The sequence below is a fragment of the Falsihalocynthiibacter arcticus genome (assembly GCF_000812665.2).
Classification (GTDB): domain Bacteria; phylum Pseudomonadota; class Alphaproteobacteria; order Rhodobacterales; family Rhodobacteraceae; genus Falsihalocynthiibacter; species Falsihalocynthiibacter arcticus.
This window is the reverse complement of record NZ_CP014327.1, coordinates 759,431-771,775: the sequence shown is the minus strand read 5'-3', so window position 1 is coordinate 771,775 and position 12,345 is coordinate 759,431. Positions and strand designations below refer to the sequence as shown.

Below are 12,345 nucleotides of genomic sequence, written 5' to 3'. Positions count from 1 at the left end.
ACGATGAAACATCTCGCTTTCCTCCTTGCTTTCACAGCAACGCCTGCTCTGGCTGCATCTGGTCCGTTTTTCTCTCTGGCCAACACAAACTTCGTTGTCCTGCTGGCCTTTATCCTTTTCATCGCGGTTTTGTTGAAGTTCAACGTTCCCGCCATGTTGACGGGCCAGTTGGATGCACGCGCCGAAGGGATCAAAAAGGATCTCGACGAAGCTCGTGCCCTACGCGACGAAGCCCGCGGCCTTTTGGCGGATTACGAACGCAAGCAAAAAGAAGTCCAAACGCAAGCTGACGGTATTGTTGCTGCGGCCAAAGAAGAGGCACGTGTTGTCGCTGAAGTGGCTAAAGCGGACCTGCAGACTTCGATTGAACGTCGTATTGCTGGTGCAAAAGATCAAATCGCTTCGGCCCAAGCCGCAGCCATCAGAGAAGTACGCGACACAGCCATTACGGTTGCGATTGGCGCGGCCCGTGATGTTATCGCGGCAAACACCTCTGCGGCGGACGGTAACAAGCTGATTGAAGATGCGATCAAAGAAGTTGGCGCAAAACTGCACTAATTTCGAACGCTGAAGACTTTATAAAAACCCGGTCCCTGTGGCCGGGTTTTTTGTTTTAAAGCCGCTATTCTTTGCCGTAATAGCCATCGTAACGATAGCCGGTGTGTTTGCTTTCATCGTGGTTCAAAAGCGTGACGACGGGGGTGTCGGGGCGCAAGCTCGCGGTGAGTTGGCCAAAGGCCGCACGCAGGTCGCGCTGTTCGGTCACGCCAAACCGCACACAATCTACCACCACATCCGCATGGGGCGCGATATAGCGCGCGTCCACCACAGGCAGCAGCGGGGATGTGTCTAGAATGATGATATCCATCGCCATTTTGGCGGTTTCCAGCAGGTTTTTAAACGTGTCGGACTGAAGAAGCTGGTCGGTTGGCACATCCGCGCGGTCCCGACCCAAAATCACACCAAGGTTGGATTTCGGATCGGATGTGTAAAACTCTGAGCCATCCGCGACGGTCCTGTCGCCGCTGAGAAACTCCTGCAAACTGGTGTCAGGTTTAAGGTCAAGGTATATATGCTGGGAGGGCTTGCGCAGATCGGCGTCAATCAACAGGGTCGATTTTCCCGCAGCGGCGTAAGTGCGGGCGAGGCCAAGAGCGACCGTGCTTTTGCCTTCAGCGGGAATGGAGGAGGTAACCATAATAACGGTGCATGTAGGCGGCGTTTGCGGGGCGGTCTGGGCGCGTAAACTCTGGTCGATTGCGCTGCCAGAAGACGCAGAGATTCGGCGTAAACCGAAAGCGGCGCATCAAGGACGTAATCAGCGATAGAGCTTTGATCCGGCGCGAGATCCATGCGCGGAACGGCGGTCGCAACGGGCACGGGTAGGACATTGGCGAGTTGGGTCGTGGAGGAAATGCCGCCAACGTAATACTCGCTGAGAAAGGCCAATCCAACACCAAGCACCAGCGCAATTATCACCGCCAGCACAAGGATCAGGTTCTTGTTAGGAAAACTCGCGCGTGAGGGCGCAAGGACGGCGGACACGATGCGGGTATCGGCCACATGTACCAGCGCTTGGGCCTGTAGTTCAGCGGCGCGTGACAGGAGGGTTGTATAATGGCGCTGCGCGATGTCGGCCTCTTGTTGCAGCTGATAAATTTGGGCGAGGGTGGTGGGCGACAGATCGCCCGACAAAACGGTGGTGCGCAGAGTTCTGCGTTGATCCCGTTGCACCATTTCCAACTGTGTGGCGTCGAGTCTGAGGTCGGAAACCGCCATGGATGTGCGGGTTTCAAGGTTTTTCTCAAGGGCGGTGAGCCGTCCCCGCAGGTCGATTGCATCAGGGGTGCTGGCATCGGTTTGGCCCAATTTTTGCGAAAGGTCAGCCCGTTGTTGCGTGAGGTCTTTGAGGGCCTCGTCGCCCAAAGTCTGGGCCAACGTGTTCCAATCGCGCACCTCAAATGCCGCCTGCGCCTGAGTGACGCGCACCTCGGCCTCAAGGTGAAAAGCGTTGGTCTCCTGCAATTGCGCGCGCAAAGAGTGGAGGGAGGCGTTGCCGCTCTCTTGGGTAAGACGAAAAAGATTTGCGTCGATATAGCGGTCAAACGCGCCCTCGGTTTGCGCCAAAACATCGCGGGCCGAGGCAATTTGCCCCTGTAGAATATCGCGGGCAGCGAGGGTTGCGTTTACCTTGGATTGCACTTGGAGGTTGATATAGGTGTGCGACAGGGAATTGGCCAATTCGGCGGCGTGGTGGCGATCTTGAGAGGTGGCGGTGACAGAAATTAGGTAGGTTTGCCCCATGCGACGGATCGTCGTGGATCTATCGAATTTCTCCAGAACACGGCTCACCAAATCCGGCCCCGTTGGCGGCTTGTTGGCGGCAATTCCGAGAAGTGTTTTGGCGCGCTCAGTTAAGCCCAACTGGAACTTATAGGGAGGATGATTCACGAGTTGGGAACGCTCGATCGTCGCAAGCGCAACCGTATTTGACTTGAGGATCAGGACTTCGCTTTCGATGCGCGCATTGTCTCTGGAACCCGGGGAGGCATAGCTGTCGTTTGGCGCGAGCAGGTTTTTCTGGTCGGTGTCCACAAACAGCCACGCGGTCGCCGAGTACAGGGGGGTGACGTAAAAAAGGTAGATCAAGGCCGCGCCAAGGACGAGCGCCATCGACAGGCCAATCATTCGGATTTTTCGGCGCAAGAGGTTCCAAATTTCGCGAAGATCAAAGGCGCTGGCGGATCCGGATTTCATGTTTGCATCTTTCCGTGTGGTCAGTGTCTCAAAATGGTTCGTGGTTAACCTTGATTAATATTCCTTAATTTACGGTTAAGTGATGCTGCGATTTTTGCGCGGCTGGACCGCGGCGAGGCCCATCGCGAAAACTGCGGTAAAAAGAAACGCGTTTGCCTGCATTTCAAGGCTGAAATCGACCAAGGAGTGCGTGCCTGCGAGGACAAGGATGGCGAGGGCGGATGTGGCTATTGGATCCTGCGGGTTTGGCGCGCGCACCAACTTGGTGCCCCCCCAAAGGAGAGCCAGAAGTGGGAGGGAACCAAAGATAACTCCGCTTTGAATCCAAAGCGTTAGGTATGAATTATGCGCGTATTCCCAGACCACATCCCTCGCAAGGGGCGGGGCGTGTTGAAGGGCGAAACTTTGGGGGAAGGAGTCCAGACCAAAGCCGGTGAATGGGCGGATTTTTAGGAGCTCGAAGGATTGCGCCCAAAGTTCGCGGCGACCTTCGGAATCGATAAGGGAAAAAAATGCGCGTTCGGCGAGATTTCCGGCGAAAAGTAGGATGAGGGGAAGCAAAATAACGGCATAAATGTACCAAGTTTTGGCAGGCTTCATTCGGTAAATAACGACGGACGTGCCGAGGGCCGTGGCAAAAACGCCCATGCGCGATTGGGTCGATACGAGGGCGATGGCGATGAGGGCGAGGTACATCCAAAGGAGGGCTGTTTCGAGGCGGATTGTGGTGGTTGTAGAGGGGAGCTTGTTGGAGCGATCTAGGATCATAGCAAGGCCAAGGCAAAGACCCATTCCGAGGAAAGTGGCGAAGGAATTCCGATTGATAAACGTACCTGTTGCTGACCCCAAATAGGCCGTTTTTTCACCGACCAAAGTGACATCTCCCAACAGCTTGAGCGCGACCATGGACCATGCGGCATGAAGGGAAATGCCGAGGAACAGCGCCCAAGCCATACGCTTAAGAAGGGACTGCCGCGTGGCGGTTTCAAAAATAAGGAAAAACAGGACGCCATAGCCAGAGATTCGCAGGGTGCCGAGGGCGGTGGCAGCGGGGGTTAGGCTTATGTAATCACTAGGTAAATATAGCTGTAAGTCGTTGGGAAGTTTAAGGTTTGAAAGGCCAAGAGGCAGGGCTTGGAGGAGGGCGTAGATAACAAATGGTATACCAAGAGCGAAAGCCGGCCAAACGGCCCTTGATCGCAGTTTTCGGGCAGGTGTTTTGAGGGAAAGCACCGCCACATAGAGGAGAAGGAGAATAGCCAAAACAAAGGTCCAGGCCATCCATGGGACGGGCCGATTTGAACCCAGAGGTAAGGGGGCAAGGAGGAGGAGGATTGTAAGGGTCCATGCGAATTTTGTGTGGAGGCTTCTAGGGCTCCAACTGGCTTTGGAATTGCTCATATTGCCGCCTGAACCGCAGCAAGGAAGGCGCGCTGAATGTCGGGAGGGTGCTGTTCCACGAGGAAAAGTATGCGCTTCTTTTGGTCGGGCCAATCAAGGTAAATTCGCGCCAAATATGGCTGGTTGCGATACCCGCTAAGCAGCAGGGAAATGTCTCGATCCAGAGCCAGCGCGTAGGGCGGTGTCAGGGCAGGCCCTAGGGAGAAGGCAAGTTCAACGCGATATGCAGCCAGCCAACCTTCATTTGGGGCCGTTTTTTGCGCGAGATTTAAGGCTTCATTAACCTGAACCATGTCATTTTGGACAAATATCGCGTTGGCAAGGGCAAGACGCGCCAAGGAATCCGTTGGCGATTGTGTGAGGGTTTCGGCGGCTATCTGAGAGCAGGTACGGGCGAGCGCGAGGCGGTCTGCTTGGGGGAAAAACTGGGCTTCAGGCGATTGTTGGTCCTCAATGCAAGGAATAACGAGAGCGGAACGGTATCGAATAGAGCGCGGCGAGGGAATGGTTTTCTCCGATTGGCGCAGAGATTGAAGTTGAACGAAATACGGCAATTGAATGTGACGAAGAGAGGCGAGTCCGGTGCGACCAAAGGAAAAAGAAAGAGCAGCAATGCACAGCGCGAGAAGGGCAAGAAAGATGCGAGTGACAGGCACAGATTTTGAATTCCTAGCGCAAAGCGAGTTGAAATGTACTCTTTTCGTAGGTGAAAAAATATCGAAAAACAAGCGTATAGGTTGCATTTTTGGATCGCCACACACGCGGTTTGGAAGGGCGAAAAATGAGAAAGGGCCAAAAGTGTCAGTAAGTTTAGCGAAAATTTTGGCAGTGACGCTGGCGATTTTGGTTTTTGGGCTAGGGCCACGGCCTTCTTTTGCACAAGGCCTAGACTTCGGTCGTGAGCAACTCGTCTCCTCTTGTTCGACCTCATCAAACGGCTGCAATAGTGCAGTTGAGGTTGCAATCAAGCGGCTAAAGGCAGCGGGTCTTGCCCCCGCACGCTTTAATTCACAATTGGGCGTCGTTGCAGGGGCCATTGCTGAAGCGGCACACAGTTCAAACCGACAGTATTTCAGGGATCTTGACGAAGCAATGGGGAGAGTCGCCAACGCATCCTCGAATGCCGCTCAAGCGTCCGCGATCCGGCGCGGGGCAAACCAGGCTTCTAGAGGGAATTCACGGCGTGGGCACCGAGGCTGGCGCGGCAATCGTGGTCACAGGGGGCACGGGCCCATCTCTGGTTCCAGTCCCAGTTAGAAACCGGTCCTAGATTTGGTAATAGTCCCGGTACCAAGTCACAAATTTCGCCACCCCATCCCGAAACTCGGTTTGAGGTTGGTATCCTGTCAGTGTTCTGAGTAAATCGGCGTTCGCCCACGTTGCAGGCACATCGCCTTTTTGCATCTCCATGTAGTTGCGTTTGGCCTTGAGACCGAGTTCGCTCTCGATGGCTTCGATGAAATCCAAAAGGCGAATCTTGTCAGAATTGCCAATGTTTACAATTCTGTAGGGTGCGACGGGGCTTAGGCTATCCCCTTCTGCGATGTCGTTTGGGGTGTCTGGGCGCACGGGTGGCGTGTCGATTAACAAGCGAATACCTTTGACCAAATCGTCTATGTAGGTGAAGTCGCGGTACATATCCCCGTTGTTATAGATATCAATCGGCGTCCCTTCGAGAATTCCTTTCGTGAACTTAAAGAGGGCCATGTCTGGGCGCCCATAGGGGCCGTAGACTGTAAAAAACCGAAACATGGTCGTCGGAAGATTCCAAAGATGCGCGTAGGAATGGCCCATGGCTTCGCCTGCTTTTTTCGTGGCGGCATAGATGGTGAGGGGTGTGTCGGCCTTCTCGGTTTCAACGAAAGGCATGGCTGTATTTGCACCGTAGGCCGAGGATGTGGATGCCATCAAAAGGTGGTCTACGTTCAATTCGCGCGCGCACTCCATGATGTTGAAAGTACCAACAATATTTGCATCAATATACGCCCGTGGATTCTCTAGGGAATACCTCACGCCGGCCTGCGCGGCGAGGTGAACAATCACATCGGGTTTTTCGTTCAGGCAAAGACTATGCAGGGCTTCAAAATCTTCCAGCAGCCCAATTTTGCATGAAAAGTTTGGGTACTGGTGCAGTATTTGATGACGCCGTTCTTTGAGGCGGACGTCATAATAATCCGTCATCCCGTCATACCCAACTACGTCAAAACCTTCGCGAAGTAACAGTTTTGCCAAATGGAAACCGATAAAACCCGCAGTTCCCGTGACCAAGATTTTTTTCATTCTACATTGTCCTGTTACAGTACTGGAAGGTTTTACACCCGTGTTTAGGGCGCACGGGGTTAAAAATCTAGTAAGTTTGGGGGATTTCGGCATGTGGGGAATGAACGGGAGTTTGTCGCTGTTCTTTGAGCACATAAATACAGCGCAAATTTCCGTTAATAGAGCCAGAAGGTTAGGACATTTGAAATGGGTTGTGCGTAGGATCGGCACTAGGCGTCACACTCAGTAAAAGGCCACCGAATGCACATTTCTATGCACCTGCGGCTTTTGCTCGTTTTTATAGCTTTGTTTGGGACTGTTGGTTGCAAGCCGTTGACCACTGGAAATCTTGCGCAGACATATGTCAGTGACGGACTGGCATATCGCCAACAGATCCAACTCATGAAAAATGGAACTTATCGGCATGCAGTTTTTCAATCGATGGGCAATAGTGTCAGTACGCGCGAGGGCAAGTGGCGTGTTGAACGAAACGGTGGAGATACGCGCGTCCTCCTCGAAGGGTTTAAGTCCGTCGCCACGCATAGAGATTTCGCGGTCCATCGAGTTTGGGGCGTTAAGTTTCAAGAAATGGTATTCAATACGCGCAGAGGAATTTTTGGCACACTCATTATTACATCGGCCACCGATCCGCCCGTGGAGTACTTTAGCGTAAAATAGGGGGAGCTTGCAGGGTAAAGATTGTGTTTCGCCGCGCTTTCAGGCAGTTTACGGGTTCGGAAATGTGAGCCATTTACAGTTGCTATGGAGAGTGCGCGTGGAGACTGTGACACGTATTATCAGGGCGCATTCGTTGTCCCAACCCCAGCGGATTGTGGTTTTGGGCGGCTCTGGATTTTTGGGGCGTTCCTTGACCCAATCACTTGCGCAGGCTGGGCATTCGGTTATTGCCGCGTCGCGTCGCCCCCTTTTGCCAACTGTCGAAAACCTAACATGTGTAAAGGTGGATTTCGCGGATACAACTGCCCTTGAAGAGATTGTGTGCAGCGCCGACACCGTGATTCAACTGGTAAACGGTATCAACCCAAGTACGGGGAATACCCAGTTAATTCAAGATATTGAGCAGGAAGTTCAGCCGCAAATTCGGTTTCTGGAACTCTGTGTCGCGAGTAAAGTGAAGCGTGTGATTTTCGCTTCGTCCGGAGGTGCAATCTATGGGAACGCTTCTGAATCCCCAACCAGTGAACGCGCCATTGCCATGCCAAGAAATTCCTACGGGATAGTTAAGTTGATGATCGAAAAATATATGGAGTTGTTCCGCATAGAGCATGGGATGGATTTCGTTACTTTAAGATTGTCCAATCCGTACGGGCCGGGACAAAATTTCCGTGCAAGTCAAGGTTTTTTGGTGCCGTCGCTGTTGGGTAAGATCCAGAATGGCGAAGCGATTACGGTGTTTGGCGACGGCAACGATAGTCGGGACTATGTCTATATTGACGATGTCGTCCGGGCATTTTTAAGCGCGGTTAATCTTGAAGGTTCCGTCGGACATTTGATCAATATCGGTGGGGGCGCACATCATACGGTCAACGAACTTATCGAAGTGATCGAAGACTTGCTCGGACGCCCCGTTGCTCGAAATCACGTTTCACGTCGAGGGTCTGACATTCCGCGAAGTTTTTTGGATATAGCCCAAGCCAAGACCTGCCTTGCTTGGCAGCCTCTCGTTAGTTTGCGAGAAGGGTTGAAGCAGACCATAGAGAGCATGTCCCTAGTTTAACCACTCCTCCCGTTGGTAGGTATAGGCACTCGGCATTTGCGTTTTCTCGAACAGCGTGGAACGCCAGTTTCGCGACGTCAGTTACCTAGAAAAACTCCAAATACTCCCATGTCCTGCCTCAAATTGGCCCAGATTTAAATGGATGCTGTATCAAAGTATCACGTTCGAGCGCGTGAAAAAAGCGACCCCTCAGTGACGTAAATACGTGGCTGGAAAGTTTTGAGCACAGGCAAACCAATGACAAGTAACGCATATGGTGCGTTGCGCACCGATACAACAATGACCGCCGATATGGCCACCTATGCCACCCAAGGCGCGAGTTTTGTCATCAATGCCTACAGTCAGATTACGATGACCGATGGTGCCAACCCCACGATTATTAGTGGCGACAGCGTCACAAACGAAACCCCAAATGACCCTACCCAGACCTACAACGGCAAAGCGATTGCTTGGGACTATACCATTCTAGTTAATGATGGTGTGAATGCTTATGAAATTGGCGTTGTCGACTATGACATCAATGGTAACGGGAGTTTCCAATACCCAGGTGCGGAGCAGGGCTATTTCCTGATGTTTTTGGACGGCCAAGTGCCGCCGTTGAACACGCCCCTCACTATTGGAGCCATCGTTGATAACGGCCCTTCCATTGATGTTGACACGGTTGTGCCCTGTTTTGTGCTCGGAATTTTGATCGGTACGCCGAACGGGCAACGGACGATTGAAAAACTGTGTGTTGGTGACGAAGTTCAGACGAGCGATCACGGTGCACAGCGTATTCGCTGGATTGGGTCTTATGAGCTTGGACCCGAGGAATTAGCCCGAAAAGCCAAGCTAAGGCCCATCAAGATCATGGCCGGCGCGCTTGGATTCGGGCTTCCTGAGAGCGATTTTCGTGTGTCACCACAGCATAGGATGCTCGTGCGCTCGCCCATTGCTGCGCGGATGTTTGATGCGGCAGAAGTCTTGGTGTCCGCCCACAAACTCGTGGACCTGCCGGGAGTTTTTGTCGACAATGAGGTGCAGAGTGTAACCTATTTTCATATCCTCTTTGATCAGCATGAAATCATTTTTGCACAGGGCGCCCCAGCGGAAAGCCTGTTGCTTGGGCGTGAGGCCCTCAAGGGGGTTGGTGTCGCGGCTCGCGAAGAGCTATTTGAAATATTCCCTCAATTTTTGACCCCTAATTTTGCACCTGTTCCAGCACGGCACATTGCCAAAAAGGGTAAAGTTATCGCCAACATGTTGCGCCGCCACATAGTTAATAACAAACCACTCATCGCCGTTCAGTAGCACCTAGAAGGTGTATGCGCTACTCGACCTACAGTATCCTTGTCCTCGCAACCGCTTCCACGTACCTCACGTAAACACGTTTATTTTCTGGAAGAACGATGATTATTTCCGACATTTCAAAGCCATGTTTGCTGTCTTTGCCGAATTTCTTGGATGCCAGAGGATAACTTGGCGTTGTAGAGTTTGGTGCACTCCCTTTTGAAATTAAACGGTTCTACTAATTGTTTGATGTGCCTCTTGGTGCGCAACGCGGTGAGCATGGGCATAAGCAACTTCAGCAGGTCATAATTTGTCTGCACGTTAGTTGCACCGCGACCCTGAATGATTCATAAAGCACCACTGAATACAAACTTACCTCGCCAGATGTTGGTCTATATGTGGCGCAAGGATTTTGGCGTAGCCTGAGTTTTGATACCCTAGGAACTGTGGTGAGCGTTCTTGCTTCGCGTCCCTTCGAGATCGACGATTATCTTTATACCTTTGAGGATTTTTTGGCGTGGAAGCAGCTACAGAGCCCCGCTAAATAGTGGATGCCATGAAGTACCCTTTTCTTGATGTTGGCTTTGGCTATCGTTCTTTGAAAAACGAAATTGATGTGGCTTATCAGTGTGTAATGGACTCTGGGTATTATATCGGGCGCGGCCCCGTTTCCAAGTTTGAGGCCGAATTTGCCGAATACTGTGGTGCTAAATATTGCGTTGGTATGGCTTAGTGGTTTGGATGCCATCGAGTTTCCATTGCGCGCCTATGGGATTGGACCTGGGGACGAAGTGATCGTTCCGGCTAAAACGTTTATTGCAACTTGGTTGGCGGTCGCACAAGTCGGGGCGAGGCCTGTTTAGGTGGATGCCGATCCGATCACAATGGATATGGACCTGTCATTGGTGCTTGCGGTTTTCACGGAGCGCACGCGTGCGATCATGCCTGTGCATCTGTATGGTCAACCCGTTCCTTATAAAGGATTGAGGGATCTGGCCGAAAAATATGACTTAAAAATCATCGAGGATTCCGCGCAGTCTCATGGGGCGTTTGACGGAAATCGTCGCGCCGGTCAGATCGGGGATGTGGCGAGCTTTAGCTTATACCCTGGGAAAAACCTCGGGGCATTTGGCGATGCAGGGGCGGTTGTTTCCGATGACGAAGACCTTATTGATCGCATTCGCGAGATTGGGAATTACGGCTCAAAGGTGAAGTATCAGCACGATACGGTTGGCTATAATTCGCGCCTCGATACGCTTCAGGCGGCCATGCTTTCGGTGAAGTTACGCAAGTTGGATGAGTGGAATGCGCGCCGTTCTCAAATTGCCGATATCTATACCACGACCCTTGCCGTGACACCCGGCCTCACATTGCCCGGCGTTGCCGATGGCGTCGGGTCGGTGTGGCATCTCTATGTTGTGCGTCACGAAAATCGCGCGGGTTTGCAAGAGGCGCTGGCGAAAGTTGGCGTACCTTCGGCGATGCACTACCCGACTCCAAATCATCACAGCGGCGCGTTTAAAGCGGCCTTTGGGGCAATGTCTTTCCCCATTACCGAAGAGATTTGTCGGACATGCTTGAGTCTACCGACCGGGCCACATCTGTCCCTTGAACAGGCACAAGAAATTGCGACAATTGTCGACAATACTGTGGGTACTCTGCCGTAAACAAGCTTTGGGATACTAAATGGACCTCCGATCACCTGATTCTCAAGATTTTGATCTCAAAATGCAGGGCGAGGGGTCTGAAGCCGCGCAAAATCTACCTCGCAAGCTGAATTTGCTTTTGATGGACGCAATGGATGCGGTCGTGGAACCCGCGAGCCGTGCGCAAGTGTTTTTGTCACAAATCGATACGGCCTGCGGTGAATTTGCGGCGCAACTGCGTGATGAATATCCGGTCGCGCCCAAACGCATAAGTTTTGATAAGCAGACAAACGTTTATCTTGTCACCGAGGTTTATCAAACGGGCGGTCACCGAACGCTCCTACGGCAACTCATTGCGGCGCGTCCACGTGAGCGGCATATCGTTTTGTTCACGGGTACATTTGAGAATAAACGTGACTTTGGTTTGCAAGAGGTTGTCGAGGCGGGTGGTTTCCCGATCTATCCCGACAAGACGCTTGGGCTTTTTGATCGCTTGTTGTGGCTACGTGACAAACTGGCTTCCTTTACCGCGCGCCGCCTGTTTAGGCTGCACCATCCAGAGGATGTACTCGCGGCAATCGCTTTGTGCGATTTTGATCGACCAAGCACCTATGTCGTCCATCACGCGGATACCACCGCGAGTGCGGGTGTTGATCTGGCAGCGGCAAAGCACCTCGCCATCCGACCCGAGCAGCAGAAACGTATTCAGGAAATGCGGCCGGATCGCGAGGTCTATTCCTTTCCGCTGGCGTTTAATCCTGAGCACATAAAACTGCGTAATAAAACGGCGCGCGCGCGGCTTGTTTCCAAGAGCAAAGGCGTCGCGCGGGTTCTCCTTCGGCGGCCACGCGTGTTTCCCCGTGCTGGCGCATTCATGACGGCGACCTGCGGCGGGAGCCATAAATTCAATCTTGACGGCCCGTTAGGTCTTCCCGAAACCATTGTGCGCATATTGCGTGCGACGGGTGGTCAGCACGTCCACATCGGACCCGTCACCGACGCGCTAAAAACCCGTCTTGAGCATGCTCTCCTCTCGGCACAAATTCCCCCTGAGAACCTGTCGATTGTAGGCGAAGTTCCTTCCGTCGCCCAAGAGCTGATTGCAAATACCGTTGATCTTTTTATCTCGTCATTCCCCGTTGGCGGGGGTTTGACCATTGTCGAGGCGGCCTACCTTGGAATACCTGTTGCGATCTATGGCGGTGGTTCCGATGAAGTTTCCCGCTACCTTTCTGGTGCGACCCAGCCCCCTCGGACACACTAGATTGGAAAGCC

The 12,345-nt window shown here is 52.6% G+C and carries 11 protein-coding genes and 2 pseudogenes; 8 read left to right on the top strand and 5 right to left on the bottom strand.

Translation table 11 applies throughout. The features are described from left to right. Positions 1–3: 3 nt before the first annotated feature. Positions 4–558 carry a F0F1 ATP synthase subunit B gene (locus RC74_RS03780; RefSeq protein ID WP_039001625.1) on the top strand — a complete coding sequence of 185 codons (555 nt, stop codon included), beginning with the start codon at positions 4–6 and terminating at the stop codon, positions 556–558. 64 nt (positions 559–622) lie between these two features. On the opposite strand, the gene RC74_RS03775 is transcribed toward RC74_RS03780, so the two are convergent. The 5 genes from RC74_RS03775 to RC74_RS03755 form a co-directional block, all read right to left on the bottom strand. Further along, positions 623–1,198: a CpsD/CapB family tyrosine-protein kinase gene (locus tag RC74_RS03775; RefSeq protein WP_082802400.1), complete on the bottom strand. Its 576-nt coding sequence runs from the start codon at positions 1,196–1,198 to the stop codon at positions 623–625. Continuing rightward, positions 1,105–2,757 (bottom strand): GumC family protein, encoded by a 1,653-nt coding sequence (locus RC74_RS03770; protein WP_039001627.1) that lies wholly within the window; start codon positions 2,755–2,757, stop codon positions 1,105–1,107. The genes RC74_RS03775 and RC74_RS03770 overlap by 94 nt, the downstream gene beginning before the upstream one ends. A gap of 75 nt (positions 2,758–2,832) precedes the next feature. Beyond that, a complete protein-coding gene (locus RC74_RS03765) occupies positions 2,833–4,158 on the bottom strand; it encodes an O-antigen ligase family protein (RefSeq protein ID WP_039001628.1) in 1,326 nt (441 codons plus the stop codon). Next, entirely contained in the window at positions 4,155–4,814 is a 660-nt protein-coding gene (locus tag RC74_RS22045) for a hypothetical protein (RefSeq protein ID WP_156477410.1), read from the bottom strand. Before RC74_RS22045 ends, RC74_RS03765 begins: the two co-directional genes overlap by 4 nt. 610 nt (positions 4,815–5,424) lie before the next feature. Next, the gene (locus RC74_RS03755; RefSeq protein WP_039001630.1) at positions 5,425–6,438 is read right to left on the bottom strand and encodes a GDP-mannose 4,6-dehydratase; all 1,014 of its coding nucleotides are present in this window, start codon (positions 6,436–6,438) and stop codon (positions 5,425–5,427) included. A gap of 240 nt (positions 6,439–6,678) precedes the next feature. On the opposite strand from RC74_RS03755, the gene RC74_RS03750 reads away from it, so the two are divergent. The 7 genes and pseudogenes from RC74_RS03750 to RC74_RS03730 all read left to right on the top strand — a co-directional run bounded on the left by RC74_RS03750 (position 6,679) and on the right by RC74_RS03730 (position 12,334). After that, entirely contained in the window at positions 6,679–7,095 is a 417-nt protein-coding gene (locus tag RC74_RS03750; RefSeq protein WP_156477409.1) for a hypothetical protein, read from the top strand. A 106-nt stretch (positions 7,096–7,201) separates the two neighbouring features. After that, complete coding sequence (locus RC74_RS03745) at positions 7,202–8,155, top strand: NAD-dependent epimerase/dehydratase family protein (protein ID WP_169798712.1); 954 nt, start codon at positions 7,202–7,204, stop codon at positions 8,153–8,155. Positions 8,156–8,392: 237 nt separating this feature from the next. After that, positions 8,393–9,445, top strand: a complete 1,053-nt coding sequence (locus RC74_RS03740) for a Hint domain-containing protein (RefSeq protein WP_039001633.1) — start codon at positions 8,393–8,395, stop codon at positions 9,443–9,445. Positions 9,446–9,675: 230 nt separating this feature from the next. Beyond that, positions 9,676–9,972: pseudogene (locus RC74_RS23680) on the top strand (sugar 3,4-ketoisomerase). Between the two features lie 8 nt (positions 9,973–9,980). Next, the gene (locus tag RC74_RS22665) at positions 9,981–10,157 is read left to right on the top strand and encodes a DegT/DnrJ/EryC1/StrS family aminotransferase (RefSeq protein ID WP_218918113.1); all 177 of its coding nucleotides are present in this window, start codon (positions 9,981–9,983) and stop codon (positions 10,155–10,157) included. Then, positions 10,126–11,091: pseudogene (locus RC74_RS03735) on the top strand (DegT/DnrJ/EryC1/StrS family aminotransferase). Before RC74_RS22665 ends, RC74_RS03735 begins: the two are co-directional and overlap by 32 nt. A gap of 19 nt (positions 11,092–11,110) precedes the next feature. Beyond that, positions 11,111–12,334 carry a glycosyltransferase gene (locus RC74_RS03730; RefSeq protein WP_039001634.1) on the top strand — a complete coding sequence of 408 codons (1,224 nt, stop codon included), beginning with the start codon at positions 11,111–11,113 and terminating at the stop codon, positions 12,332–12,334. Positions 12,335–12,345 lie beyond the last annotated feature (11 nt).